Source organism: Pseudomonas sp. G2-4, from assembly GCF_030064125.1.
GTDB lineage: Bacteria > Pseudomonadota > Gammaproteobacteria > Pseudomonadales > Pseudomonadaceae > Aquipseudomonas.
In genome coordinates this window covers 3,486,948-3,512,178 of the sequence record NZ_CP125957.1, presented here as the reverse complement: position 1 = coordinate 3,512,178, position 25,231 = coordinate 3,486,948, and the positions used below count along the sequence as shown (strand labels likewise).

The 25,231-nt window shown below is 60.0% G+C and carries 21 protein-coding genes and 2 pseudogenes; 10 read left to right on the top strand and 13 right to left on the bottom strand.

Annotated features, from left to right (window positions below; all coding sequences use genetic code 11):
- Positions 1-48: 48 nt before the first annotated feature.
- The 4 genes and pseudogenes from QNH97_RS15210 to QNH97_RS29525 all read right to left on the bottom strand — a co-directional run.
- Positions 49-483 (bottom strand): YqaA family protein, encoded by a 435-nt coding sequence (locus tag QNH97_RS15210; protein ID WP_283552740.1) that lies wholly within the window; start codon positions 481-483, stop codon positions 49-51.
- On the bottom strand, positions 483-929 hold the full coding sequence (locus QNH97_RS15205; protein ID WP_283552739.1) for a DUF411 domain-containing protein: 447 nt from the start codon (positions 927-929) through the stop codon (positions 483-485). Before QNH97_RS15205 ends, QNH97_RS15210 begins: the two co-directional genes overlap by 1 nt.
- A 259-nt stretch (positions 930-1,188) precedes the next feature.
- Positions 1,189-1,707: pseudogene (locus QNH97_RS29530) on the bottom strand (methyl-accepting chemotaxis protein); the annotation flags it as partial.
- A gap of 387 nt (positions 1,708-2,094) precedes the next feature.
- Positions 2,095-3,129 (bottom strand): annotated as a pseudogene (locus tag QNH97_RS29525) (cache domain-containing protein); the annotation flags it as partial.
- A 290-nt stretch (positions 3,130-3,419) separates the two neighbouring features.
- Between QNH97_RS29525 and QNH97_RS15195 the strand changes: the two are divergent.
- Positions 3,420-3,608 carry a hypothetical protein gene (locus tag QNH97_RS15195; protein ID WP_283552737.1) on the top strand — a complete coding sequence of 63 codons (189 nt, stop codon included), beginning with the start codon at positions 3,420-3,422 and terminating at the stop codon, positions 3,606-3,608.
- A gap of 9 nt (positions 3,609-3,617) precedes the next feature.
- On the opposite strand, the gene QNH97_RS15190 is transcribed toward QNH97_RS15195, so the two are convergent.
- Positions 3,618-3,998 (bottom strand): fe2+ zn2+ uptake regulation protein, encoded by a 381-nt coding sequence (locus tag QNH97_RS15190; RefSeq protein WP_283552736.1) that lies wholly within the window; start codon positions 3,996-3,998, stop codon positions 3,618-3,620.
- A 300-nt stretch (positions 3,999-4,298) separates the two neighbouring features.
- Between QNH97_RS15190 and pvdQ the strand changes: the two genes are divergently transcribed.
- The gene (gene pvdQ, locus QNH97_RS15185; protein ID WP_283552735.1) at positions 4,299-6,647 is read left to right on the top strand and encodes a bifunctional acylase PvdQ; all 2,349 of its coding nucleotides are present in this window, start codon (positions 4,299-4,301) and stop codon (positions 6,645-6,647) included.
- A 49-nt stretch (positions 6,648-6,696) separates the two neighbouring features.
- Here the strand turns inward: pvdQ and QNH97_RS15180 are convergent, their stop codons facing one another.
- Positions 6,697-7,701: a FecR family protein gene (locus QNH97_RS15180; RefSeq protein WP_283552734.1), complete on the bottom strand. Its 1,005-nt coding sequence runs from the start codon at positions 7,699-7,701 to the stop codon at positions 6,697-6,699.
- A 182-nt stretch (positions 7,702-7,883) separates the two neighbouring features.
- The gene (locus QNH97_RS15175; RefSeq protein WP_283552733.1) at positions 7,884-12,722 is read right to left on the bottom strand and encodes a dermonecrotic toxin domain-containing protein; all 4,839 of its coding nucleotides are present in this window, start codon (positions 12,720-12,722) and stop codon (positions 7,884-7,886) included.
- A 228-nt stretch (positions 12,723-12,950) separates the two neighbouring features.
- On the opposite strand from QNH97_RS15175, the gene QNH97_RS15170 reads away from it, so the two are divergent.
- The gene (locus QNH97_RS15170) at positions 12,951-13,982 is read left to right on the top strand and encodes an Ldh family oxidoreductase (RefSeq protein WP_283552732.1); all 1,032 of its coding nucleotides are present in this window, start codon (positions 12,951-12,953) and stop codon (positions 13,980-13,982) included.
- Positions 13,983-14,115: 133 nt separating this feature from the next.
- Here QNH97_RS15170 and QNH97_RS15165 read toward each other — a convergent pair whose 3' ends face one another.
- Positions 14,116-14,433, bottom strand: coding sequence for an ElaB/YgaM/YqjD family protein (locus tag QNH97_RS15165; protein ID WP_283552731.1), 318 nt, complete (start codon positions 14,431-14,433; stop codon positions 14,116-14,118).
- Between the two features lie 160 nt (positions 14,434-14,593).
- Here QNH97_RS15165 and QNH97_RS15160 point away from each other — a divergent pair, with 160 nt between their 5' ends.
- On the top strand, positions 14,594-14,848 hold the full coding sequence (locus tag QNH97_RS15160) for a hypothetical protein (protein WP_025213412.1): 255 nt from the start codon (positions 14,594-14,596) through the stop codon (positions 14,846-14,848).
- A 3-nt stretch (positions 14,849-14,851) separates the two neighbouring features.
- On the opposite strand, the gene QNH97_RS15155 is transcribed toward QNH97_RS15160, so the two are convergent.
- Positions 14,852-15,760, bottom strand: coding sequence for a LysR family transcriptional regulator (locus QNH97_RS15155; RefSeq protein WP_283552730.1), 909 nt, complete (start codon positions 15,758-15,760; stop codon positions 14,852-14,854).
- Between the two features lie 86 nt (positions 15,761-15,846).
- Between QNH97_RS15155 and QNH97_RS15150 the strand changes: the two genes are divergently transcribed.
- Positions 15,847-16,770 carry a carbon-nitrogen hydrolase family protein gene (locus tag QNH97_RS15150; protein ID WP_283552729.1) on the top strand — a complete coding sequence of 308 codons (924 nt, stop codon included), beginning with the start codon at positions 15,847-15,849 and terminating at the stop codon, positions 16,768-16,770.
- On the opposite strand, the gene QNH97_RS15145 is transcribed toward QNH97_RS15150, so the two are convergent.
- Complete coding sequence (locus tag QNH97_RS15145) at positions 16,771-17,241, bottom strand: LEA/WHy family protein (protein WP_283552728.1); 471 nt, start codon at positions 17,239-17,241, stop codon at positions 16,771-16,773.
- Positions 17,242-17,551: 310 nt separating this feature from the next.
- Between QNH97_RS15145 and QNH97_RS15140 the strand changes: the two genes are divergently transcribed.
- The 4 genes from QNH97_RS15140 (at position 17,552) to QNH97_RS15125 (ending at position 20,534) form a co-directional block, all read left to right on the top strand.
- The gene (locus QNH97_RS15140; protein ID WP_283552727.1) at positions 17,552-18,268 is read left to right on the top strand and encodes a helix-turn-helix transcriptional regulator; all 717 of its coding nucleotides are present in this window, start codon (positions 17,552-17,554) and stop codon (positions 18,266-18,268) included.
- 51 nt (positions 18,269-18,319) lie between these two features.
- Positions 18,320-18,661, top strand: a complete 342-nt coding sequence (locus tag QNH97_RS15135; protein WP_283552726.1) for a nuclear transport factor 2 family protein — start codon at positions 18,320-18,322, stop codon at positions 18,659-18,661.
- Positions 18,662-18,853: 192 nt separating this feature from the next.
- Positions 18,854-19,975, top strand: coding sequence for a cell division protein ZapE (gene zapE / locus QNH97_RS15130; RefSeq protein WP_283552725.1), 1,122 nt, complete (start codon positions 18,854-18,856; stop codon positions 19,973-19,975).
- Between the two features lie 64 nt (positions 19,976-20,039).
- Positions 20,040-20,534 carry a GNAT family N-acetyltransferase gene (locus QNH97_RS15125; RefSeq protein WP_283552724.1) on the top strand — a complete coding sequence of 165 codons (495 nt, stop codon included), beginning with the start codon at positions 20,040-20,042 and terminating at the stop codon, positions 20,532-20,534.
- 109 nt (positions 20,535-20,643) lie between these two features.
- Here QNH97_RS15125 and QNH97_RS15120 read toward each other — a convergent pair whose 3' ends face one another.
- Positions 20,644-21,081, bottom strand: coding sequence for an Lrp/AsnC family transcriptional regulator (locus QNH97_RS15120; RefSeq protein ID WP_123344254.1), 438 nt, complete (start codon positions 21,079-21,081; stop codon positions 20,644-20,646).
- Between the two features lie 133 nt (positions 21,082-21,214).
- Between QNH97_RS15120 and QNH97_RS15115 the strand changes: the two genes are divergently transcribed.
- Positions 21,215-22,108 carry a DMT family transporter gene (locus QNH97_RS15115; RefSeq protein ID WP_283552723.1) on the top strand — a complete coding sequence of 298 codons (894 nt, stop codon included), beginning with the start codon at positions 21,215-21,217 and terminating at the stop codon, positions 22,106-22,108.
- 18 nt (positions 22,109-22,126) lie between these two features.
- Here the strand turns inward: QNH97_RS15115 and QNH97_RS15110 are convergent, their stop codons facing one another.
- Together QNH97_RS15110 and QNH97_RS15105 are read right to left on the bottom strand one after the other, a co-directional pair.
- Positions 22,127-23,752 carry an NADP-dependent glyceraldehyde-3-phosphate dehydrogenase gene (locus tag QNH97_RS15110; RefSeq protein ID WP_283552722.1) on the bottom strand — a complete coding sequence of 542 codons (1,626 nt, stop codon included), beginning with the start codon at positions 23,750-23,752 and terminating at the stop codon, positions 22,127-22,129.
- Positions 23,753-24,047: 295 nt separating this feature from the next.
- The gene (locus QNH97_RS15105; RefSeq protein ID WP_283552721.1) at positions 24,048-24,962 is read right to left on the bottom strand and encodes an autotransporter domain-containing protein; all 915 of its coding nucleotides are present in this window, start codon (positions 24,960-24,962) and stop codon (positions 24,048-24,050) included.
- Between the last annotated feature and the right edge of the window lie 269 nt (positions 24,963-25,231).

The window sequence follows — 25,231 nt, the reverse complement described above, 5'->3', positions numbered from 1 at the left end:
GCCCGATTATGGCGACATTAACCACAGGCAACCGAACGGCGCGAACGTTCAACCCATCCAGCCCAGGGTCGCGAGGGCGAGTGCGCCGTAACGCAGACCCTTGGCAAGTGTCACGATCAATAGAAAGCGCCGCCAGGGTTCGCCCATGACGCCTGCCACCAGGGTCAGCGGGTCGCCAATAATCGGTACCCAACTGAGCAGCAGCGACCAACGTCCATAGCGTCGGTAGTGCACGCGGGCCTTGTCCAAGTGGGCGGGGCTGATGGGGAACCAGCGACGGTCCTTGAACTGCTCCAAGCGTGTGCCCAGCCACCAGTTCACCAGCGAACCCAAGACATTGCCGAGCGTGGCGACCCCCAGCAACAGCCAGGGCGCATAGCGCTCACTGAGCAAAAGACCGACCAACAATGCTTCGGATTGCAGCGGCAACAAGGTCGCCGCCCCGAATGCGGCCAGGAACAAGCCGATGTAGGCCTCGCCCATCAGTGGGCCGGGTAATCCGCCACCACGGTTTGAGTCCCGTCTTTTTTCAGGCCGATCACTTGGTACGCATCGCTCATGCCATCCATCTCCATGCCGGGCGAGCCCATGGGCATGCCTGGCGCCGCCACGCCGAGCAGATCAGCGCGCTTGCTCAAGGCCAACACCTGATCGGCAGGAACATGGCCTTCGACGAATTTGCCGTTGATTTCGGCGGTATGACAGGAGCGCAGGTTCGGTGCCACGCCCAGGCGTTGCTTGACCGAACTCATGTCGGCCTCGACGTGGTCGTTGACCTTGAAGCCGTTTTCTTGCAAATGCGAAATCCACTTTTTGCAGCAGCCGCAATTGGCATCACGGTGCACATCGATGGTCAGTGGTTCGGCGGCCTGGGCCAGTGTGGTCACGAACAGGGCGCTCAGGGCGAGCAAGTGCAGGGGGTTGGCCATGGGAAGGTCTCGTGTCGAACGGTTTGGAGGGAGGATAACAGAGTAGCGAGGGCGAGCTGACAGGGGGCTGAGGGGGGGATTACAGAATTGTCAGGTTGGAGTGATGGCGGCTGCGAAAATGATCCCGTGGCGAGGGAGCTTGCTCCCGCTGGAGCGCGAAGCGCTCCCCTGAGCTGACAATCCAGTGTGTCAGACAGATCCAAAGGGCTGCTTCGCAGCCCAGCGGGAGCAAGCTCCCTCGCCACGGGGGATTGGTGTATCAGCGGACCTTGAACCGCCCCATGATCGCATTCACCCGGCTGTTGGCGTCCAGTAGCTGGCGGGTGTTGTTCTCGCTGTCCAGGCCGCTTTCCACCAGTTCCTCCACCATGTGGCGGATCTGCACCATGCTGCGGTTGATTTCCTCGGTCACGGCGCTTTGTTGCTCGGCGGCGGTGGCGATCTGGGTGCTCAGGCTGTTGATCTGGCTGACGGAGCCGGCCATTTCATCCAGGCCCGAGTTCACGCGGGAGGTGGCGTCGGCGGCCGACTGGCAGCTGGCCTGGGTGTTTTCCATGGCCGCGACCGACGAACTCACGCCCTGGGTCAGGCGGGTCAGCATTTCATTGATTTCCGACGTGCTGGCCTGGGTGCGCGCGGCGAGGGCGCGGACTTCGTCCGCCACGACCGCGAAGCCACGACCCTGCTCACCGGCCCGGGCGGCTTCGATGGCCGCGTTGAGGGCCAGCAGGTTGGTTTGCCCGGCAATGGCACCGATGACACCGAGGATCTCAGTGATGCGATGGGCGTCCTGCTGCATGCTTTCGACCTTGCGGGTGGCGCTGGCCACTTCATCGATCAACGCCACCACGCTATTGGATGCCTCGCCGACCACCACGCGAGAACGGTCGGCATGCTCGTTGGCGCGCTGGGTGAACGCCGCGGTTTCGGCAGCATTTTGCGCGACACTTTCTGCCGTGGAGCTCATTTCGGTAATGGCTGTCACGGTCTGGTCGGTTTCTGAGGCGTGGCGCATCAGGATCTCGCTGGTGTGGGCCGAGGTCCGCTGCAGGTTATCCAGGCTCGACGCCATGGCGCCGGTGGCCTGGGTAACTTCGCCGATCATGTCTTGCAGGTAAGCGATGAACCGGTTGACCGAGTGACCGATAGCCCCCAGCTCGTCCTCGGCACGAATGGTAATGCGTCGGGTCAGGTCGGCATCACCCGTGGACAGCGAGTCGATGTTGCCTTTGAGGACTTTCATGCGGTGGGTCAATTGACGGATCGCATACAGCTGCATCAACACCAGCAGGATCACCATCGGGATTTGCAGCAGGCTCAGTGTGCTCAGTACGTCGTCGCGCTGGGCGGTGATCAGGCGGGTAGGCAAGACGGTAGCCAGGAACCACGGCGAACCTTCGATAGGCCGCATGAAAAACGTACTGGCCTCGCCTTTGTTGTCGAACTCGACCCGGTGCAGCGGCTGGTCACGTTTGGCCAGGCCGGCCTTGACCTGAGCGGCGAAGGGCGAGGTTGCCGCCAGTTCGCTGATGTTCTTCAGTACGATTGGGCCGCTGATGCGCGAGCTGTTGCTGATGATCTTGCCGTCGCCTTCGACGATCAGCATCTCGGCACTCAGCTCCGCTTCCTTGCGCGCGATCAGTTCGTTGAAGAAACCCAAGGTCACGTCGATGGTGGAAACGCCATACGGCACGCCGTTTTTCTGAATGGCCATGGCGCAGTTGGTACGCGGTTCGGCGCTGGCGTCATCCTTATACGCGGCGGCCCAGGCGCATTTGCCGGCAGGGGTGGCCATGCCGCCCTTGTGCCAGGGTTGTTCGTAGTAGTTCGGCGCGGCATCGCTGTTCCAGAAGGTGTTGACCACCAGTTTGCCGGAGGCATCGCGGTGCCAGAACGTGCTGAATTTGCTGCGTCCCTCGGCGCGCTGGTTGGGCAGCGGCCAGATCCCGCCGCCGAAGACTTTCAGCTCGCCATATTGATCGACAAGCCCGGGCAGCACTTTGTCGATGGCATCGCTGTCGAGCAACGGGATGGTTTGGGTGATGCTGCGTTGCTGCGCCTGCACCTTGTTCAGTTCGCCCTGGATCTGCTCGGCGACCTCGGCGATACGGTTGAGGGCTACTTGTTCTTCGGTCTGGCGCAGCTTGGGCGCGACCAGATAGCTGATGCCTGCCACCGTCAGAATGGACAGCACCAACATGAAGAGAACCAGGAACAGCGTATAGCGAGCCTGAATGGTGCGGAATGCGGGCATGTGGAGGTCCTTGCACGGAGGCGTCTTTTGCAGCAGGCACGATGGGAAGTCCTGTTTTTTATCGGCCTGTCGCGATAGAGCTTTAGTGCCACATCCTCAAGGTTAAACACCGCAGTTGCGCGAAAACGCTCCTTGGGCTGTACCATGGGACCTCATTTGCGGCCTCTCATCCCCAAAACAAGGTATGAGCCAGGCAAGCATGTGGATACAGAACGGATACATTCGGGAAATTGGCAATGACTCAATCGCAACGCTTGAAATACTCGATCCTGATCGTCCTGGTTGTTCTGGCAATCATGCTGGGACTGTCTTGGATGCAGAACAACGGCATGATCAGCGAGCAGCTGTTTCAATACATCGCCATTGCCGTGGCGGTCATCGTGGTGGTGATCAACGGCGTGATGCGGCGCAAGGTCAAGTCCTGAGCGTCGATCTCATTCACCCGCCGCGAGCACGCTCATGGCGCTGGGGTGCAGACAGTAGCTCTTGTCGGGATTGAGGGTGACGACGCCCTCGCTGCACAAGCGCTTCAACACCTCGCGCACGCTGAGAAAGGACAATGGAATGTCCAGTCCCAGCAATTGACTGTGCACGCCCCGCACACCCAGGCAGCGGTCTTCATCGGCGGCCTTGAGCAATGCGTCGATGACTTTGAGGCGAATCAAACTGGTCCTGAGCCCGTAGCTTTTGAGCAAACGCCTGATGTGTTCATTGCCGCCTCGTTCCGCTGGGCTGCCGAACACGCTGTTCGTGGCGCTCATCGAGACGCCGGTCGATCTTGACTTACCGTCCATTGGCAGTTGCGTGTCATGCATGCAAAAACTCCTTACCAGCCTGATCAGAAAAGGTCGAAAAAATGCTCTCCTGTAATAGGACGAACGAGGACGACCAATCATAAGGGCCTTGGGGTGAAAAAAATGTCTGGGCGGTTCAATCTCCCATAGGAAAGCCGCTGACAAGCCATTAATTTTTTTTCATCCTGTTCGTTTTTAGGGAAGGCGCACCCCGTTTCAGTACGCGGCGTGTGATTTTCCAGGCGGGCCACATGGGTGGCTTTTATGTCATACCGGCAGCCGTCCTGGTTCTGAAAGTTTCGATCAGGAGTGAACGCAAGAATGTCCGGTCAGTTATCGAGGATTGGCCTCGCAGGCGTGTTTTTGGGGATGAGCCTGGGGCTCAGCCCCGCTGCCAGCGCTCAAGGCGATGCAGGGCAGGCCAGTGCCGAGATCGGTCGCACCCGTTTTGGCGTGCCCCATATCCGGGCTCAGGATGAGCGCGGGTTGGGTTACGGCATCGGGTATGCGTACGCCCAGGATAATCTTTGCCTGCTGGCCAATGAAATCGTCACGGTCAACGGCCAGCGCTCCCGTTATTTCGGGCCTGAACAGGTCACGGTCGAGCAGCGGGAGAACCGCGCCAGCGATCTGTTCTTCAGTTGGCTCAACACGCCGCAAGCGGTGTCCGGTTTCTGGCAGGCCCAGACGCCTGAAGTGCAGCAATTGGTCGAAGGCTACGTGGCGGGCTACAACCGCGTACTGGCTGAACGCAAGGTCAAAGGCTTGCCCGAGCAATGCGCGAGCGAGTGGGTGCGGCCGATCACCGCGTTGGACCTGGTCAAGTTGACCCGACGCCTGTTGGTGGAAGGCGGCGTCGGCCAGTTCGCCGAAGCCTTGGCCGGAGCGCAGCCGCCCCAGGCAACGGCCCTCACAGGGGTTGCACCGTCGAGCTTTGCCGTCGCGGCGACCCGCCAGCAACGTTTCGCCCTGGAGCGCGGTAGCAATGCCCTGGCCATCGGCAGCGAGCGTTCGTTCAACGGCCGCGGGATGTTACTGGCGAACCCGCATTTTCCATGGGTGGGGGGCATGCGGTTTTATCAAATGCACTTGACCATCCCCGGCAAACTGGACGTCATGGGCGCGGCCTTGCCCGGCCTGCCGATGATCAACATCGGTTTCAGCCGGCACCTGGCCTGGACCCACACCGTCGACACCTCCAAGCATTTCACCCTGTACCGTCTGCAGCTCGATCCGAAGGACCCGACCCGCTACCTGCTCGATGGCCAGTCTGTGCCTATGAGCCAGCAGGCGGTCACGGTGGAGGTCAAGCAACCCGACGGCCGGGTGAAAACGATTTCTCGCATGGTCTACGGGTCGCAGTTCGGTCCGGTCGTGCAATGGCCCGGTCAGTTGGACTGGGACAATCGCTTCGCCTACAGCCTGCGGGATGCCAACCTGGAGAACGATCGGGTGTTGGCCCAGTGGTACGCCATGAACAAGGCCGTCACGCTCAAGGATTTGCAGAATGCGGTCCATGAGATCCAGGGCATTCCCTGGGTCAATACCTTGGCGGTGGACGACCAAGGCCAAAGCCTCTACATGAACCTGTCGGTGGTGCCTAACGTCGATAACGTCAAGCTGGCCCGGTGCAGCGACCCCAGGGCCGGGCTGAAGATGATCGTGCTGGATGGCTCGCGCAGTGAATGCGCCTGGGACATTGATGCCAAAGCCGCGCAAAAGGGTATCTACGCCGCCGACCAGCTTCCGCAACTGTTGCGCCGCGATTATGTGCAGAACTCCAACGATTCCGCTTGGATGGTCAACCCTTCGCAACCCCTGTCCGGTTATTCGCCGTTGATCAGCCAGCACGACCAGCCACTGGGCTTGCGCTCACGTTTTGCCCTGGATCGACTGGGCCAACTGGCCAAAAGCGGGTCGGTGAAGGTGGAGGATTTGCAGGGCATGGTCATGGACGACCAGGTCTACCTGGCTGACCAAGTGATGCCAGACTTGCTCGGTTTTTGTGCCGGTGACCTGGGGCCCGATGCCTCGGCATTGCTCGAGGCCTGTAGCCGCCTCAAGTCCTGGGATCGCACCGCCGGCCTGGACAGTGGGCTGGGTTTCATTCATTTCCAGCACATCATGCAGCGGTTGCAGACTGTGCCGGATTCATGGCGTGTCGCGTTCGATCCAAAGGATCCGCAACATACCCCCCGGGGCCTGGCGATTGAGCGGGCTCCCGTGCTAAAGGCGCTGCGCGAAGCCATGCTCGCCTCGGTGGACGCGGTGAAGGCGGCCGGATTGACGAAAGACAGCCGCTGGCAAGACGTTCAAGTTGCCAGCAGCGGCGGTCGCGAAACGCCCATCCACGGCGGGCCGGGGGAGCTGGGCATCTATAACGCGATCCAGAGCGTGCCGGGCGCGAACGGTAAGCAGGAAGTGGTCAGCGGTACCAGCTATCTGCAAATGGTGACGTTTGACAACAAAGGTCCCCAGGCCCAGGGATTGCTGGCGTTTTCTATCTCCAGCGATCCAGCATCGCCTTACTCGGCCGACCAGACCCAGGCCTTTTCGAAGAAGCAGTGGAGTGTGCTGCCATTCACCGAACAGCAGATCAAGGCCGATCCGAACTATCAGGCCGTGATTATCCGTGAGCGTGATGAGGCGGGCAGGGTGGTGACGCAATAACCGTTGTCGTCATCGACGAAAGCCGCGACCCGAAAGGGTGGCGGCTTTTTCAGTTATTGGCTGGCTGTTGGCCGATAGAGTTGAGGACCGGGTTGCCGTCCTTGTTGCGCGTCAGATAAACCGGCAGGACTTTGGACAGCGAAGGCACAAGGTTCTGCACTTCGCTGAGGTTGTAGATACCACCGATACGCAGGGCACCGGTGCTGTTGTCGGCCAACATGACGGGATGGTCGAGGTAGCGGTTGATCAACGGCAGCGCATCGCTCAGGGCAAGGTTGTCCAGCACGAGCTTGCCGTTGCGCCACGCCAGCGAGCTGTCATCGGGATCGACCTGCCGAATCTGCGGTTGGTAGTCGCCGGTCTTGTAGCTCGCCTGCATGCCCGGCGAAAGGGGTGAGCCGTTACTGGCAAGCGCCTGGTTGCTGGTGACCCAGACCGAGCCCTCTACCAGCGTGACCCGCACTTGATCCTGGTACATCCATACGTTGAAGCGCGTGCCGGTCACGCGCACCTGGCCCTTTCCCGCACGAACGACGAACGGATGCTGTTTGTCATGGCTGACGTCGAAAAACGCCTCGCCCTTTTTCAGCGTAACCCGGCGTTCATTTTTGTAGTTGGCATAGACCAGCTCGCTGCCCAGGTTGAGCTCTACCTGGCTGCCGTCGCTCAGGGTGACATGACGCACGCTCGCGCCGGCTTCAAAGTGTTGGTACGAATTGGCAACCCAGCCCAGGTTCCAGCCCGTGAAAGCGGCCAGGGGCAAGCCCAGCGCAAGCACCGCCGCCGCGACAGCCAACCGGCTCCAGCGCGACCGAGGGCGGGACGCTGGGATGGCTGGGGTCGCCGTTTCTACCCGGGGCAGATGATCGGCAACAGCCCAGATTTCCAGCATGGCTTCGTATTCGAAGGCGTGTATCGGATCGGCATCGTGCCATTGCTTGAACGCCAGCCGTTCGGCTTCCGTGCAGTCAACCGAATGCAAACGCATGCACCAATGGGCGGCTGCATCGGTAATGGCGTCGTATTCAGCTTCCGAGAGTGTAGGTTCGGTCATTGACTCTTCCTGGTTTGCCGCATTCTAACCTTCGGCATGACCTGCCGAGAACAACCATCATGGCGTTTACATATCAAATGAGCCTGTTTTTTTCGGTCAAAGGTTCAAACACCGGTCTGTCGTCGCTATAGCGTCCCATAAACGTCGTGAAAAAAAGATCAACGACTCGCGCGCCTGTGTCGTCAAGACGAGGTAGTGGGAGAAGAGGATGGCGGGTCGAGCTGGCGCCCCAACTCACAAATAAGCAGCGTCAGGGAGTCCGCGTTTCGAAGCATGACGTCGATGCGTTTGTCCGGCAGATTGGGATCCAGAAACGCATCACGTGCTTCGTCCATGGTCTTGGCGCCGGTCACTTTCAGGATTTCCCTGGCGGTGGCCTTAAGCCCGGGAAGATGCTCCAGGCCCTTGAGCACGTGGGCTTCGCTATCCCATCCCATGAACAGCCTGGACCGTGATGTGGTTAAGGAAAGGCCATTGGATTGCTGTTTTTTTTGATGGTCATATTTCATTTGTCCGACATGAGTGGCTGTCGAAATCAGGTCCAGGAAGGGCAGGGTCGCTTCCAGATAGACGATATCGTACGTATCGAAAAGCTGATGGGAAATTTCGTGGATCAGGGTCGCTGCCTGGGCATGGGCATCGACGTTGAAGGAGTCCGGGACGAGGTCCTTGTAATGATCCAGGCCCACGTCGAAGAAAAACTGCGTGAGATAAATTCTTCCCGCTGTGTCAGGTTCAAGCACAAAGGCTGTCGCTGTATCGTTGGCCTCTTTAAGGTTGCCGATCACGATGCGGTTCGCGTTCAGCAACTCCCAGGATGGATCAGCCAATGCCTGGCAGATGGGTGAAACGGCAGAGTTTATTTTCCTGATCAGACTGGCATCGACCTTGTCGACACCAAAAAATGCCTTTAGGAAAGTATCCAGCCGAGAACCCGAAGGTACCTGTCGTTTGAGTTGAGCGAGGTTATGGAGGGCATTGGAAGAGTAATAGCGCGCTGCCTCCAGGGCCTGCACGATTGCATTTGCACAATGAGGGTATTTGCGGCGTATTTGCGCCATGCCCTTGGCTTCGATATTGAGGGATTGCGAAGCCTTGTGGTCACTGTATGAATTGGCCAGCGTCGACATGACCTTGCCATAGCGAATGGTCTGGCGCTGTGGGTCAATCGTCCAGTCCTGGCTGCCAGGCGTTCGTTGCAGTATCGGCCCCTCTGCGTCCTCATGGACAACGCGCCAGGCCTGGCTGGTTTTCACCACCTGAAAGACTTTACCGGCAACGTGGACGTAGAGCTTGCCGGATTCTATTGACTTATAGGTTCCGTCGATTGGGTTTTTCTGCAGGTCGTGAAGGCTGACCCCGGTGGCTTCGAAGACTTGCAGGTTAGTGCGCGTCGGAGCGGTGGAGGCAGTGTTTTTCCAATGGGTCGGAGCGGCGGTCGGGGTGTTGTGCGAGCCTGGCCCGACCGGCGCCAGCAGGCCGAATGTATCGTCGGGGTTCAGTTGCCCCAGTGAGATCATTTCCGCGGCGCCGGCGATGAAATCGTGCAGGCCTGCTTTCCAATCATGCTGTTGCAGGGATTCGGCAGAGGCCTTGAAGTCCTGATAGCTTTCCCAGAGCGTCTCGATAAAAGTCAGCTTGCCTGGCAGCTGCCTGCCCACCAGCTTGACCCCGGCGCTGAACAGATGCAGGACCGCTTCCCAGTCGAACGGGTTTTTTTTGTCGGTTTGCGTGGCAAGCATGTTCGACAACAACGTTGTGTTGTCGTTGAACAACGTATCGAGCAGATTGGTCCTGATCGGATTCGAGGCCAGGGTGATCTCCGACAGAGACCCGGCTGTGGAGGCGAACAGATTTTTGAAGGTGGCCCGCTGATTCTCGGGAAGTCGGCGAATCAGCAAGTCCTGAAGGGCTCCCGGCGTATTGAATGCTGCCATAACACTCGCTTCATCCTTGAATTCGGCAAAGGAATGGCCAGCATGGTAGGGCGCGTACAAAACATGGGGGGCCTTGGCATCGGCGCTTGATCCGATCAGGTAAAGCCCCAGTGCCTTGATCGCAGTCGTGCCCCCGGTCTTGATCAGCTCCAGTGGCCGAATCAACGCGCTAGCGCCTTCCACCGCTTGGCGAGCGATGGCATCCGGCATGTCCAGCACCTGGCGAATCAAGTCAAACCCCGTCGGCGAAAGATGCTGCTGCAGATGCCGTGCATGGGCGTGCTGCAACAGTTGCCAGGGCAGTTGTCGGCGAAAACGCTGCTGTCTTTGCTGGCCCTCGGCGCTGGTGCCGGACAGGTGGTCCTTCAGGTTCTCTTGATAGGTGGTCGCAATATCCAGGGACAGCAACATTTTTCGGACAGCCGCCTCGTTCAAGCTGTCCGGCAGCGTTTGCCGGGTAGTCGAGGACACCTTGAAACCGGTCGTTTGCATGACGTTGACATGATTCAGGGCAAAATCGGTCAATGTGCTGGCGGGGCCGGCCAATGCGAGGTTCGGTGTGATCTGGATCGTCTCGGGGTCGAGGTTTTTCGCGGCGAAGCGCGTGGTCAACAGCGCCTTCAGTTTTTTACTCACGTAGGCACGCAGGGGTTCGATACCGTCCAGGTAATCCTTGCCATCGCTGACGCTGTTTTTATATTGCTCAAGCAGATCAATATGCAGACGTTGATCTTCAAGGGCGGCCGTGCCAAGCCAGGCCGGCAGTTTCTGTTGCCATCGGATGGCCTGGGCGATCCGTGCGGCGCGTGTCAGGTTGGTAGGCGCGCCTTCCTGGCGCAGCGCTTCAAGGCTTTTTACCAAGGCCGCCCCGGTCAGTTGCCAGTCCCCGGCTTTCAATGTGCGCAAATACCCGTGCTCGGCCTCGAAGTGTTTGAGGAACGAGTGCATCCGGTTAAGCAGCACGTTGTCTTCGATCAGCTCGAACGCCTCGAGTTGATAACGCCTGTGGGGCTTGCGCTGAGTGGGCGTGAGGTTGGCGAGCAGTTCAAAGCGCTTGCGGGAGTCGAGCAGATGTCGGTTCAGGTGCTGCATGGCCAGCTCGACGGAACCGAAAACCTGCAGGCCAGCGGCGGGCGTCCAGAGGATTCCCAGGCCCGAATAGGGCGTATCCAACCCGCCGCGCTCGGTCAGCAGAAAACAATTGGCCAGGGGCAGGGAGACGGTTTTACCGTCTGCGGTACCGGTCAGCTTCAACGCATAGACATCGGGGCGAAAGCCTTTGACCCCCATGCGTTGCTGGCGGTCCGGATAGGCGGGGTTGTGGGCAAAAACGCTGCTGATGAGATCGCGGGCGGCGGGCGGCAAGGTTTCATTGAGCTCTCTGAGCTCGGCCTCCGCCCGTATCCCGAGGGAAAAAACATTGGCCAGTTTGAGCAGCAGGCCCCTCAGTTCGTTACGCAGCGAAACTTCGTTGGACAGTGGCAGCTGCATGAACTCGCTATTGAAGGCGTCTTCGACACTGGCATAGCTCTTGACCTTTCTCTCCAGCGTATCGGCCAGGAAGTTGGACGGTCGCAGATTTCCGTAAAATGCCGGTTGCGTGCCCCAGTGTCCGTTGGTTTTCTGATTCAACAGGCTTCGGTTGATCAAGGCGCGTATGTCCAGTGCCTTGTCGACGAGGGCGTGGATGTTCACCTCGCCCTGGCGGGACATTTCCAGTGCGTAATGCAAGTTGCTCAGTTGCTTGTCGATGATGGGGTCAGCCAATGAATCGGAGACGGGCCAACTCACCGGTTTCCCCGACATTCGTGGCTCCTCCAGGCGTAGGAAGCGGTTGCGTTCCTCCAGGCTCAGAAGGCTATAGAGCGCTTCTTTGCGAGCGGCGCTGGGTGGGTTATCGAGCAGCGCATCCTTGAAACCCAGGTAATTGTCCACCTTCTGCAGGCCGTGACTGGGGGTATAGAGGTAGTGGTTCTTGCCGCTGATCATCAAGGCGCCGGCGAGTTCTACGTATAGCGGTTCATATTCCCAGAGACGAACCGTTTCGATGAACAGCAGCGGTTCGTCCACTCGAGACGGCCTGAACAGTCGCAGCAGTTCCCGGCTTTGCGTTTCGCTCAGTTGCCTTTTTTCCCGTTGGATCAGAATGGTTGCCCGCAGTGAATCCTCAATGACCAGGGAAAGAAGCTTTCGGCGAGAAATATGGAAGGGCCCCGTGGCGTCCCAATAGCTGCCGAGGCATCGGCTGAGCTTGGGAATCAGGTTTCTGGCGGTGCCCCTCAAGATGCTTTCCCACTGGCGGGTATTCTGGGGTGATGCGTTTATCCCAGGGTGAATGAAATCGACGTCATGCCCAGAGGGCCGGCCTTGATTGTGGAAGTAGACCAGCACCGCATCGGCCAGCGACAGGTTCCTGGTCACCTGGTTTGCCTTCGGATCGCCCATGCTGACACCGGTGCTGAATGTCACGCGCGCCTGCTTATGATCAAAGTTCGAGAGCACCTCGTTCAATGCCTCGTCGAGCATCGAGGTCAGCGAGGGCAATTTGATCAATTCATCCACCATGGCCACAGCATTGAGGTTTTGCGCGTGTTCAATGGACTCGACCTGGGTTTTGAAGACATCACCGGTGATGGTCTGCCGGGTCTTTGTGAGGGCGCTTGTGCTGTTCAGCTCGGCACGCTGGGAGATCGACAGGAGTCGAAACAGGTCGTCACGCGCTGTCGGGGTGTTCAGCATGGCCTCAATCTGCTTGTCGAGGGAGGCTGGGCTGTCGAGTTTTGTGAGGCCACCCAGGGGCGTGTAGAGGAACGCGGGTTTGGGGTCTGACGCGGCGGCTTTTGGCAAGGCGCTGAGGGTAAAGCAGCCGGCCAGCGGGATCGGGGTCTTGCCCTCGGCTTGCAGGAGGATCGTTTCGGCGTACATCGCCGGCGTCTGTGCGGCGCGCAGGGTGTGGCTGGGCAAGGAAGTGTGATGCAGCCAGTCGAGGTCGGCCTGCGTCAGCTGATGGGGTACGGTCAACTCGTCCAGGCGCTTGGCGGCCAATACTTCGGGAAATAAGAGTGGCGTAGTCTCTGTGGTCATCGTTGCTTCTCGATCAAGGCGCCGCAGGGCGGCATGCCCGTGGATGAAGCAACCAGACTAAAAAAAGCCGAATGAGCCAAGGTGGTACATAGTTACCGCACGCAGGGCTGCAAGCCTGTCAGGCTGAGAGAGCACCGGGCAGGCTTTGCTCCCACGAGGAAGCAGTGTTTAATCACTGAGCTGGTTCCTACGCTGTTGCTACCTCCAACAATCACTCCGGAGCTTCAGATGTCTGCGCTATCCGATCATGCTGGTTCGTCAACCCTGTCCTTTGATGCATTGGTGAGCTTGCTGGAGAACATTTTCCTGCGTCACGGCACGTCGCTCGAAGTCGCCCGAATCCTGGCCGCAAACTGCGCTGGAGCAGAGCGCGACGGTGCCCACAGCCACGGGGTGTTCCGCATCCCGGGTTATGTCTCGACCCTGAACAGCGGTTGGGTCAACGGCAAGGCGGTGCCAGCGGTTGAGGATGTCGCGTCAGGCTTTGTCGCGGTGGACGCCGGTAACGGATTTGCCCAACCCGCCCTGGCCGCCGCGCGCCCATTGCTGGTGGCAAAGGCCCGCAGCGCCGGGATTGCGGTGTTGGCCATTCGCAACTCCCATCACTTCGCCGCCCTGTGGCCGGATGTCGAGCCGTTTGCCTACGAAGGCCTGGTGGCGTTGAGCGTGGTCAACAGCATGACCTGTGTGGTGCCCCATGGCGCGGACCGTCCCTTGTTTGGCACCAATCCCATCGCCTTCGCCGCGCCACGGGCCGACGGCGAGCCGATAGTTTTCGACTTGGCCACCAGTGCCATTGCCCATGGTGATGTCCAGATTGCTGCGCGCAAGGGCGAGTTGTTGCCCCCGGGCATGGGCGTGGACAGCCTCGGCCAGCCGACCTGCGATCCAAAGGCGATTCTCGAAGGTGGGGCGCTGCTGCCGTTTGGCGGGCACAAGGGGTCTGCGTTGTCGATGATGGTCGAGTTGCTGGCTGCGGCCCTGACCGGTGGCAATTTTTCCTTCGAGTTCGACTGGAGCAATCATCCAGGGGCCAAGACGCCGTGGACCGGCCAGTTACTGATCGTGATCGATCCGAGCAAGGCCGCCGGCCAGAACTTCGCCGAGCGTAGCCAGGAGCTGGTCAGGCAGATGCATGGCGTCGGATTGCGCCGGTTGCCGGGGGATCGTCGGCATCGTGAGCGCAGTAAATCCAATGAGCGCGGGATTGCTCTGGATGAGCAGACGTTGGTGCAGTTGCGGGAGCTGACTGGACAATAAGCCGTTGTCGGTGTGTGGCGAGGGAGCTTGCTCCCGCTGGGCTGCGAAGCGGCCCTCGCTTTTTTTGCGGTTGTTTCACAACCGAGCGGGAGCAAGCTCCCTCGCCACGGATAACCGTCCTTCTGGATGTCGCTCAACGCCGTCCGAGCAACAAACCCACCACCAGCCCGAAACCGGCAGAAATCGCTACGGTTTGCCAAGGATGACCACCGATATAGACTTCAGTGGCGTCGACCATCGGACGGGTGCGCTCCCGAACCTCGGTGACCGAATCCAGGGCCTGTTGCAGTTTCTGGGAGATCTGGTCCCGCAGGTTTTCCGCGTCTTCGCCGACCAGCGAAGCGCTGCTCTTGAGCAGCTTTTCCGATTCTTCGATCAATGCCTTCAGCTCGCTGAACGCTTGATCCTTGATTTGCTCTCCGTTTGCTTGCAGGGTGCTTTTGCGAGCCATTGGGGTACTCCTTGTGGATGATGGCAGTGAACAATGGAGTGTTGCGCGCCTGCAAAAGTTGCAGCGTGTGGCATTGGTAGCACAACCCTTCATAAATCGTGGTTAAGCCGTTTCCCTGCAAGGTGTAAGATGGCGCCTATTTACGCAACAGGTAATTCCCATGAGTTTCAATCTGGCAGACAGGCCCCTGGCCGAGCGTGCGGCGCTGGAAGACGAGAAATCCCGACTCTTTGAGCTGTGGCAAAACAACTTGGGCAAGGCCAAGGGCGATGCGGCCCGGCTGTTTGGCGAGCGGTCAAAGCGCAAGGGCAAGTGGTCTGAGTGGGTGCGTGCCGAGCTGGACGGCATGTCGCCACCGGAGTACGCCAACATGGTACGCAGTGAAGTCAATCGGCTGATGGCCGCCAACAAGTAATCCCTACGTGAAGGCGATGACAATGGCCTCGCGAACCTTGGCCACTGCCGGGTCCATTTGTGTGTGGGTTCGCCAGCCCAGTTCGATGGGATAACGAGGCAAGGCCAGAGGGCAGGGCAGCAACGCGAGGCCGCTGAGCGAGGCGATGGCCCGGGCGGCATGGGCCGGAATGGTCGCCACCGCCTGACTGCCCTTGAGCAGGAATGGCAGTGCGGCAAAATGGGTCGTGGAAGCGCACACCCGCCGGCTCAGACCGAGCGCGGCCAGCCCTTCGTCAGTGATACCGATGAAACCAGCCGACGACACCAGCAAATGTTCACGGGCCACAAATGCCTCCAGGGACAGGCTCTGCTGGCCCTCCGCCAAGCTGGCCGGGTCTACGAGGCAGGCGTAGTCGCCTTCGCCCAATATCTGGCGACTGAGCAGCCTTTCTGCGAAACCGCCCGCCGTGATCGCCAGGTCGAGACTGCGCTCCATCAGGGCCCGGCCGACGATCTGGCTGTGGGTCTGGCGAAAAATCAAGCGCAGCCCCGGTGCACGTCGCGCTACTTCCTCGATCAAGCGTCGTCCATGGGCAATCTCGAAATCATCGGACAGCCCGACGATGACCGAACGGCCCACGTAATGGCTAATATGTGGGTCGACCATCGCCAGGCTTTGGCGACATTTGTCCAGTGCATCGCTGATCACCGGTTTCAGCTGGTTGGCCCGCAAGGTCGGCGCCAGGCCGCGCCCGGTGCGCACGAATAACTGATCGTCATACAGGTGTCGAAGCCTGCGCAGGGCTGCGCTGATGGCCGACTGGGTCACCCCCAGGCGCAATGCGGCGCGACTGGCGCTGGATTCATCGTGCAAGGCTTCGAAAGTCTTGAGCAGATTGAGGTCGACGTCGGCGATATTCATAAGGCTCATATCATTTAGCAGCATCTGGGGCTTTATTCATGATCGGCCGACGCCTGAGAATCAGCAACACCTGATGATCAAGGAGTTAAAAGACCATGCCCAAATCCATTGTGGCGGCCCTGCAAATCGGCTCGTTGCCCGGCGGCAAGGACGAGACCCTGGCGCAGATCCTGTCTTATGAAGACGCCATACGCCAAGCCGGTGTCCAGTTGGTGGTGATGCCCGAAGCGCTGTTGGGCGGGTATCCCAAGGGCGAGACTTTTGGCACTCAGTTGGGTTACCGCCTACCGGAGGGGCGCGAGGCGTTTGCCCGTTATTTTGCCAATGCCATTGACGTGCCCGGCGCCGAGACCGAGGCGCTGGCCGGGCTGTCGGCCCGCACCCGGTCCAGTCTGGTGTTGGGTGTCATTGAACGGGCCGGCAGCACCCTGTACTGCACGGCGCTGTACTTCGAGCCCGAAGCCGGCCTGGTGGCCAAGCACCGCAAACTGATGCCTACCGGCACCGAGCGCCTGATCTGGGGCAAGGGCGACGGCTCGACCCTGCCGGTGATCGACAGCCAGGTCGGTCGTTTGGGCGCAGCGGTGTGTTGGGAAAACATGATGCCGCTTCTGCGCACCGCGATGTACGCCAAAGGCGTAGAGGTTTGGTGTGCGCCGACGGTGGATGAGCGAGAGATGTGGCAGGTGACCATGCGCCACATCGCACACGAAGGCCGTTGCTTTGTGATCAGCGCTTGCCAGGTCCAGGCCTCGCCACAGGCATTGGGCATCGACGTCGCCCATTGGCCGGCCGAACGTCCGTTGATTGCGGGTGGCAGTGTGATTGTGGGCCCCATGGGGGATGTGCTGGCCGGGCCGCTGAAAGGCTCGGCCGGTTTACTGACCGCCGAAATCGATACCGATGAACTGGTGCGGGCACGCTACGATTATGACGTCGTCGGGCATTACGCCCGGCCGGACGTGTTCGAACTGGTGGTGGACGAGCGGGCCAAGCCCGGTGTGCGGTTTACCGCCTGATTACCAAGTCGCTGCGGAACCTGGCAGGTCGAGGGTGCCGCGGTCGACGAAGCGCATGGTGCCGAACAACCCTCCCGCGAGTTTGCCCTTGAGTACATAGGGCAGGTTGTTCAGGCTTTGGGTCTGGCTCAGGCCCAGAGTCTGACGCAGCACGGAAAAAGCCGAAATGCTCACCGGCACGCTCAGCACCGCCTCGGAAAATCGTGGAATGGAACCGGACTGGTCACTGACGCCCGAGGCCAGCGTACGTCCGTTGACCTCCAGATCCAGGGCCACGCCGTTGTAATCAATGGCGGTTTCGTTGGGGTTCTGTAAGCGCAACTTCACGGCAAAACGCATCTCCAGCTCCTGGCTGGGCAACGGTTCGATGCCGACGACGTTGATATTCAGCGGGTCACGGTGCGGAAAAAGGGCGCAGGCGCTCAAACTGAGTAGCATCATGAAGAGGGACAAACCGAGGAATCTGCGCATGGATAAACTCTCAAAAAGTGAGAAAACTCGGGAAACTGCTGGGTACGATAACCCACAATACATTCAAGACCACCGCAACCCCTGTGGCGAGGGAGCTTGCTCCCGCTGGGCTGCGAAGCAGCCCCTCATCCAAGAATTCAAGCAATCCACCCCCTACCGAGGTGCCTGGTTTCAGGGCTGCTTCACACCCCAGCGGGAGCAAGCTCCCTCGCCACGACCGCTTAGGCCACACCTCGGTAAATGGCTCCTGACACTTTCTGACACCAGCCTCTGCTAATCTGCGTCAACTTTTTCCTCCCGGATCGTCATCGTGTCGCGTACCACTCGGCTGCTCACTTTGCTGCAAGTCTTGCGGGGCAAACGCTGCCCGGTCACCGCCGCGACCTTGGCGGCCGAACTGAAAGTGTCCGAGCGCACGCTGTATCGCGACATCGCCGAACTCACGGCCCTGGGCGCGCCGATCCAGGGGGAGGCGGGCATTGGCTATGTGTTGCGCAGTGGCCTGTTCCTGCCGCCGCTGATGTTCACTGCCGATGAAATCGAGGCCATTGTGCTGGGCCTGCGCTACGTCGATCAGCGCGGCGACGAGGTGTTGGGCAAGGCCGCCGCCGATGCGTTGGCGAAAGTCGCAGCGGTGCTGGCCCCCGACGTCCGGGACGCCCTGCGCAACCCCACGGTGCTGCCCGGCCCGCCAGGCTATGGCTATCCGCAGAATACGGTGGAGTTGAATGTCTATCGCCAGGCCATTCGCGCTCAAGCCAAACTGCACATCGATTACGCCGACGTGAACAAAATCCCGAGCCAACGATTGATCTGGCCGCTGGCACTGGGCTTTTTCAATGAGGCACGGGTGGTGGTGGCGTGGTGCGAATTGCGCGGCGCCTATCGGACCTTTCGCACTGACCGGATCGCCTCTGCTACCGAGCAGGGCGAGCGCTATCCCGGCCGGCGCAGTGACTGGCTGCGTGCCTGGTTCAAGCTGATGAAGTTGGATGAATCGGGGCGCTTCACTCCTGACAAAAACTGACACAAGGCTGTTCTAGCATGGTGCCAGATCGATAAAACAAGGAGCCCTGCCATGTCCAATCCCGTCTCTTCCCTGGCCCCAGCCATCGCCGGCTACATTGCAGCCGCCAATGCCCGTGACAGTTCGGCGGTGACGCGTTTCTTCGCCGAGGACGCCAACGTGTTCGATGAAGGCCTGCATCGGGCCGGCACCCAGGCCATCGCCCAGTGGATGGAAGACACTGCCCGGCGTTTTCAGCCACGGGTGGAAGTGCTCAACGTGCAACAACGCACTGGCAAGGTGTTGGTGCAGAACCTGATTTCCGGGACCTTCCCCGGCAGCCCGCTGGAGTTGCGCTATACTTTCCGGCTCGATGAGCAGGGGAAGATCAGTCGGTTGGATATCTCGATTTAGCGTTTTTAGGCGAACGCTGTCGTGGCGAGGGAGCTTGCTCCCGCTGGGCTGCGTAGCGGCCCCAAGCTTTTGCGGTTGCTGCGCAACCGAGCGGGAGCAAGCTCCCTCGCCACAGGGTTTTGTGTTGTGGTGTGATCGCTCACTTCAACGGCATGGCATACTCCCCACCTTCGTTTTCCAGACTTGGGCCGTATGACTTTCGACTCTCCCTTGAGTGCCTGGCAGCATGCCATCGAACACCACGGCTTCGTTCAGGACGAAGCCCAGGAGTTGGCCATCATGGCCCTGGAGCAATGCCACCAGGCGTTGCACGACGGCCGCAAGTCGATCAAGGGCGTTTACCTCTGGGGCCCGGTCGGGCGCGGCAAGACCTGGCTGATGGACCGTTTCTATGAAAGCCTCAAGGTCCCGGCCCGCCGCCAGCACTTTCATCATTTCATGGCCTGGGTGCACCAGCGCTCGTTCCAGCTCACCGGCACGCCGGACCCTTTGCACGCCTTGGCCCGCGAGTTGAGTCGAGAGGTACGGGTACTGTGTTTCGACGAATTGTTTGTCAGTGACATTGGCGATGCCATCATCCTCGGTCGTCTGTTCCAGGTGATGTTCGAGCAAGGCATGGTGGTGGTGAGCACCTCCAACCTGCCGCCGGAGGAGCTCTACGCCAACGGCCATAACCGTGAGCGCTTCATCCCGACCATCACCGCGATCAAGCAGCACATGCAGGTTGTGCCGGTCAATGGATGGCAAGACCATCGCCAGCACCCGGGCACGTTGCAGCAGCGTTACTGGCTGCGTGAAGCCGGGAAGCCCGATCCGTTGAGCGATGTCTTCGGTCAGTTGACAACAGGACAGACGCTGAGCGGCGAGCCGATCGAAGTCGGTCATCGACTGATTGCACCGGTCCAGGCCAGTGAAAAGGTGCTCTGGAGCCGTTATCCGGATTTATGCGAGCAACCGTTCTCGGCCCTGGATTTCATGGCCCTGTGCGACCGCTTCAAGTTCATCCTGCTCAGTGATGTGCCCAACCTGAGCGCCGAGCAGCGCGAAGGGCGCATTGCCCGTGGTACGGAAGACGGCGTCGAGCGGGTTGTGGCGGGGGATCGCGAGCTGCCGCAACTGTCTGTTCACGACGACGGTGTACGGCGTTTCATCGCCCTGGTCGACGAATGCTATGACCGCAAGGTGCCGCTGTACCTGTCGGCTCAGGTGCCGATGGATGAGTTGTACACCGAGGGCTATCTGCAATTTCCGTTTCGCCGTACTCTCAGTCGCCTCCAGGAAATGCAGCTGCAACGTTTTGGTCAGCCCAACTGACCTGTATCCCGTATCCCGCCGACAGCCTCGGGCCGTCGGTACTACCGAAGTGAGATGGAAGGTCATGGAAGAAGCCAAGGACATCCTTGTACTGCAAGCCAGCTACACCAATCCGGTCCATGCTGAAGCGATCTGTCATGTGCTCAATGGTTATGCGGAGGACCCGATGGGGGGTGGCCATTCGCTGCCGGCCGAGGTGCTGCTGCATCTGCCCGAGGAACTGGCCAAGCGTCCCCATGCGTTCAGCGTGCTGGCGTTCGTCAATGGCGAACCGGCGGGGCTGGTCAATTGTTTCGAGGGTTTTTCAACCTTTGCCTGCCGACCACTGGTCAATATCCACGACGTGGCGGTGATGGAGGCTTTCCGCGGGCTCGGGCTGAGCCAGAAGATGCTGCAAAAGGTCGAGGACATCGCCCGCCAGCGCGGTTGCTGCAAAATCACCCTGGAGGTGCTTGAAGGCAATGCCGTGGCCCAGGGCAGTTATGCCAAGTTCGGTTTTGCCGCCGGCATGTTCGACCCGGCCCACGGACGTATGCTGTTTTGGACGAAGCCCCTGTAAAAGCGTGATGCGGTTGGGGGCTCTCGATATATGCCCGTCTTTCATGGCACTGGCCCTGACCGGCGCCTTGCCCTCCGGCCTCGGACAGAAAACCGAGGCCGGATCTCTCTCACGCCATCGGCGGCAATCGCCGTTTGACCGGCGTCTTCTTGACGATCGCGGTGTTGGTTTCGGCCAGGACATTGAGCTTGTCCAAGAGCGTGTCCAGCTGTTCCATCGAACGCACGTGCAACCGGGCGATGAAGCAGTCATCGCCGGTCACCTTGTCGCACTCGGTAAACTCGGCGATGGCTTGGATCTGCCGTTCGACTTCCTGCAACTGTCCCGGTAACGGGCGGATACGCACAATGGCCTGGAGTTGATAGCCGAAGCACTTCGGGTCCACCTCGACGGTGTAGCCCCTGAGCACGCCACGCTCTTCGAGCCGGCGAAGTCGTTCGGCAACGCTGGGGGAGGACAGGCCGCTCAGGTTGGCCAGGGCTTTGAGGGAACGCCGGGAGTCTTCCATCAGGGCGCTGATGAGGATCTGGTCAATATCGTCAGTCATTCCCGCTCCGTTAGGCGAATTATAAAAACTGCCTTGATAAAAAAGGTTGAAACGCAGTTTAGCCTTTTTCAAGCCATGGAGCAGGGACCCGCAGGCTCGGCATACTGTGCCCACTTGCTGAAGGAGCCTGACGATGGACAAGACCTTACGCCGCGGTTCGCTCGAAATGACGGCCGCCATGCTGATTTCCGGAACCATAGGTTGGTTCGTGCTGGTCTCGGGCCAGCCGGTGCTGGATGTGGTGTTCTGGCGTTGCGTCTTCGGTGCCGCCACCTTGCTGCTGATTTGCGCCGGGTTCGGATTTTTGCGGCGAGACATTCTGACGCGCACCACCTTCTTGTTGGCGGTGCTCAGTGGTGTGGCGATCGTGGGCAACTGGGTATTGTTGTTCGCCTCTTACTCCCGCGCTTCGATTGCCATCGGTACGGCGGTGTACAACGTTCAACCATTCATGTTGGTAGGGCTGGCGGCGTTGTTCCTGGGAGAAAAAATCACCGCGCAAAAACTGTTCTGGCTGGCGGTGTCGTTTCTCGGCATGCTGGCAATTGTCAGCGCCCACGGAGAGCAAGGGCAGGGTGGTGACGACTATCTGGTGGGCATTGCCTTGGCGTTGGGCGCGGCGTTGCTGTATGCCATCGCGGCGTTGATCATCAAGCGCTTGACCGGCACACCGCCGCATTTGATCGCACTGATTCAGGTCAGTACCGGCGTCTTGCTGTTGGCGCCTTGGGCAAACTTCTCGGCGTTGCCGCAACACGCCGAGGCCTGGGCCAGCCTGCTGACCCTGGGAATGGTGCACACCGGCGTGATGTACGTGTTGTTGTACAGCGCGATCCAACGATTGCCGACCGCGTTGACCGGTGCACTGTCGTTCATTTATCCGATTGCGGCGATCTTTGTCGACTGGTTCGCCTTCGGCCATCGCCTCGAGCCGCTGCAATGGCTGGGCGTGGCGGCGATCCTGCTGGCGGCTGCCGGCATGCAACAGGGCTGGGGCATCAAGGTGCGCCGCGCAGCCCTGCCGTAATACACCGCTCGGTGCGGCTCAGAAGATGTAGTCGGTGGTCAGGAAGTTCGAATCCCGCTCGCGGATGATGTCGCTGATCAATGCCTTATTGCTGTCCTGGAACTTGGTCGCCACCAGCGTGCGGATCGAAAACGTGCGCAGCGCATCGTGAACGGACAAAGTGCCCTCGGCGGAGTTTTTCCTGCCGTTGAACGGGAAGGTGTCCGGGCCGCGCTGGCACTGGGCGTTGATGTTGATGCGTCCGACCTGGTTGGCGAAGGTGTCCACGAGCTTGCCGATTTCGGCCGGGTTGGTACCGAAAATGCTGAGCTGCTGGCCGAAGTCGGATTCGAGTACATAATCGATCACGGTATTGAGGTCCCGGTACGGCACGATGGGGACGACGGGACCGAACTGTTCTTCGTGGTAGACCCGCATCGCGGTGTTCACCGGATAGAGCACGGCCGGGTAGAAGAACGAACTGCGCGATTCGCCACCGTGTGCATTCGTCACCGCGGCGCCTTTGGCGGTCGCATCGGCCACCAGCGAATGCAGGTAATCGACCTTGCTTGCCTCGGGCAACGGCGTCAGCGCCACGCCGTCTTCCCACGGCATGCCGGGCTTCAGGGCGGCGAGTCGGGCGTTGAATTTCTCGATGAACGCCGGTGCCACGTCTTCATGGACAAAGAGGATTTTCAATGCCGTGCAGCGCTGGCCGTTGAATGACAGCGAGCCGGTCAACGCCTCGCTGACCGCGTTGTCCAGGTCGACTTCCGGCAACACCAGCCCGGGATTCTTCGCGTCCAGCCCCAGGGCAGCACGCAAGCGATGCGGGCGCGGGTGGAGCTTCTTCAAGTCACTGGCAGCCTTGTTAGTGCCGATGAAGGCGAAGATGTCGACCTTGCCGCTGGCCATCAACGCGCTGACGGTTTCCCGGCCGCTGCCGTAGATCACATTGATCACGCCCGCCGGGAAGCTGTCGCGGAAGGCCTCCAGCAGTGGACGGATCAGCAGTACGCCGAGTTTGGCCGGTTTGAACACCACGGTGTTGCCCATGATCAAGGCGGGAATCAGCGTGGTGAAGGTCTCGTTCAGCGGATAGTTGTAAGGCCCCATGCACAAGGCTACGCCCAGCGGCACACGACGGATCTGGCCGAGGGTGTCTTGTTCCAGCTCGAAGCGACTGGAGCGGCGGTCCAATTCCTTGAGGGCATTGATGGTGTCGACGATGTAGTCGCAGGTACGGTCGAATTCCTTCTGGGAGTCCTTGAGGTTCTTGCCGATTTCCCACATCAGCAACTTGACCACCGCTTCGCGTTGCTCACGCATGCGCGCCAGGAAGGTTTCAACGTGACGGATGCGTTCGGCGACGCGCATCGTTGGCCACTGGCCCTGGCCGCGGTCATAGGCCCGGACGGCCGCATCCAGTGCGGTGAGGGCGGTCTCGGCATCCAGCAGCGGCGTACCGCCGAGTATCACCTGCTCGTCACCCAGTTCGCCGGCCAGGTAGACCGGACTGCGCACCACGGCCAAGGGGCCCTGCCAGGTTTTCAAGACACCATCGACCAGGTATTCGCGCTGCTCGATCTGTCCCTCGAGGCGGTAAGCGTCCGGGATGTCGGCGGCACTGGGGAACAGGTTGGCAAGAAAGGGGGCTGTGGTCATGTCGTTACTCCATCAATGAAATGAGCCATGGGCTTGCAAGCATAAAGCGCTTCTAGCGTTATACGCCTTAATGGAGGTTTTTTTTAAGCAGGCATGGGCAGGCCATACTGTTCTCTCAAGCACGCAGATGATCCCGTGGCGAGGGAGCTTGCTCCCGCTGGGCCGGGCTGGCGCTCCAGTACGAAGCGCGCTCACAAAATAGGGCTGCTGCGCAGCCCAGCGGGAGCAAGCTCCCTCGCCACAGGGCTTATTTCTCTCTCTACGGGGTCTTCGTTTACTTGAATGAACAGCATTTTTACCAACGCATCCGCACACCCATGCTGGTAATGATGCCGTTCAGGTCATTGTCGTCGACATCGCTGCTGTAATCGGCACTGACATACAGGCTCACCACCGGCGTGACCCGAGCCACCAGGCCCAGTCCTACTTCGACGGTGGAGGATTTTCGGCTGCTGCTGATCTTGTCGACCTTGTCCAGGGTCAAGGTGCCGGTGCTCTGGACCGTGTGCCACAGGTTGGTACGCACGTAAGGTTCCACACCCAGGCCGTTGATCTGGTAACTGCCTTTGAGCCGTGCGCCAACGCGACCGCTCCAGCTGCTCAGCTCATTGCCGGTGCCGCTGTCAGCGGTCGGTGAGTCGAGGGTGACGCGCTGGTTGATCAATTGCGCCTGGGGTTCGACCACCCAGTGGGTGCTGATACCGATAGGAAAACCACCTTCGACCGACAGTGTCACAGCGTTGCCTTCGGCCGCCTGGCGCTGGCCTTGTTCGGTACGGCTGTAGCCGTTGACCCGACCGCCGCTGGCACTCAGGTCGACATGCCAGCCGGCAGGTCCAGTCAGGCTCCAGTAGGCACCCAGGCTGCGGCCTTGCAGGTTCAACGCGTCTTTTCCCTGTTCGGCCATGGCGGGTGTGACCAGCATGCCCCCGTCCGTGGAGATGACTTGGTTGTGTCCACTGATCAAGCCCATGCGTTGGGTGTGCCCGCTGTCGTTGCGCAGCGTGAACAGGGCGGGGCTCTTGTTCGATGGGGCGTCGTTGCCGATGAAGGTGCCGTTCAGGCTGTCGGAGGGGGTTCGACCGTACCAGGGTTGCGCTGTTTCCTCGGCAGGCCAGGCCTGCACCTCCATGGACGAAAGCAACAGCAACGACGTCGAGACGCTGCAGAAGGTGGTGGTGATCTCTTGTGGGCGGAAGGAGGTTTTCATGGAGGCCTGCCTTGCAATCGCATGGGTTTCTCGCTTTTGGCGTCTCTCCTACCCCGAATGAGGGGCGACCGAATGGATTGAGGCAAGCCTCTGGCGGCCCGATCTAGCGGGTTCCAGAGGCCTGCCCCTGACTGTATTTCCGGGGGTAGTAAGGTGTAGTCAAGAAGACCGATACCGTCGCGTCAAGAAACTGAACGATGAATGGCAATCTGAAATCAGGCGTTATAAATAACTGATTTTTTGACGTTATCCGGTTGTTGGTTTCGAGG

Excerpts from the sequence above, each read along its gene's own strand:
- QNH97_RS15210 (WP_283552740.1), bottom strand. The coding sequence starts at position 483 with ATGGGCGAGGCCTACATCGGCTTGTTCCTGGCCGCATTCGGGGCGGCG.
- QNH97_RS15205 (WP_283552739.1), bottom strand. The coding sequence starts at position 929 with ATGGCCAACCCCCTGCACTTGCTCGCCCTGAGCGCCCTGTTCGTGACC.
- QNH97_RS15195 (WP_283552737.1), top strand. The coding sequence starts at position 3,420 with ATGACTCAATCGCAACGCTTGAAATACTCGATCCTGATCGTCCTGGTT.
- QNH97_RS15190 (WP_283552736.1), bottom strand. The coding sequence starts at position 3,998 with ATGCATGACACGCAACTGCCAATGGACGGTAAGTCAAGATCGACCGGC.
- pvdQ (WP_283552735.1), top strand. The coding sequence starts at position 4,299 with ATGTCCGGTCAGTTATCGAGGATTGGCCTCGCAGGCGTGTTTTTGGGG.
- QNH97_RS15180 (WP_283552734.1), bottom strand. The coding sequence starts at position 7,701 with ATGACCGAACCTACACTCTCGGAAGCTGAATACGACGCCATTACCGAT.
- QNH97_RS15175 (WP_283552733.1), bottom strand. The coding sequence starts at position 12,722 with ATGACCACAGAGACTACGCCACTCTTATTTCCCGAAGTATTGGCCGCC.
- QNH97_RS15170 (WP_283552732.1), top strand. The coding sequence starts at position 12,951 with ATGTCTGCGCTATCCGATCATGCTGGTTCGTCAACCCTGTCCTTTGAT.
- QNH97_RS15165 (WP_283552731.1), bottom strand. The coding sequence starts at position 14,433 with ATGGCTCGCAAAAGCACCCTGCAAGCAAACGGAGAGCAAATCAAGGAT.
- QNH97_RS15160 (WP_025213412.1), top strand. The coding sequence starts at position 14,594 with ATGAGTTTCAATCTGGCAGACAGGCCCCTGGCCGAGCGTGCGGCGCTG.
- QNH97_RS15155 (WP_283552730.1), bottom strand. The coding sequence starts at position 15,760 with ATGAGCCTTATGAATATCGCCGACGTCGACCTCAATCTGCTCAAGACT.
- QNH97_RS15150 (WP_283552729.1), top strand. The coding sequence starts at position 15,847 with ATGCCCAAATCCATTGTGGCGGCCCTGCAAATCGGCTCGTTGCCCGGC.
- QNH97_RS15145 (WP_283552728.1), bottom strand. The coding sequence starts at position 17,241 with ATGCGCAGATTCCTCGGTTTGTCCCTCTTCATGATGCTACTCAGTTTG.
- QNH97_RS15135 (WP_283552726.1), top strand. The coding sequence starts at position 18,320 with ATGTCCAATCCCGTCTCTTCCCTGGCCCCAGCCATCGCCGGCTACATT.
- zapE (WP_283552725.1), top strand. The coding sequence starts at position 18,854 with ATGACTTTCGACTCTCCCTTGAGTGCCTGGCAGCATGCCATCGAACAC.
- QNH97_RS15125 (WP_283552724.1), top strand. The coding sequence starts at position 20,040 with ATGGAAGAAGCCAAGGACATCCTTGTACTGCAAGCCAGCTACACCAAT.
- QNH97_RS15120 (WP_123344254.1), bottom strand. The coding sequence starts at position 21,081 with ATGACTGACGATATTGACCAGATCCTCATCAGCGCCCTGATGGAAGAC.
- QNH97_RS15115 (WP_283552723.1), top strand. The coding sequence starts at position 21,215 with ATGGACAAGACCTTACGCCGCGGTTCGCTCGAAATGACGGCCGCCATG.
- QNH97_RS15110 (WP_283552722.1), bottom strand. The coding sequence starts at position 23,752 with ATGACCACAGCCCCCTTTCTTGCCAACCTGTTCCCCAGTGCCGCCGAC.
- QNH97_RS15105 (WP_283552721.1), bottom strand. The coding sequence starts at position 24,962 with ATGAAAACCTCCTTCCGCCCACAAGAGATCACCACCACCTTCTGCAGC.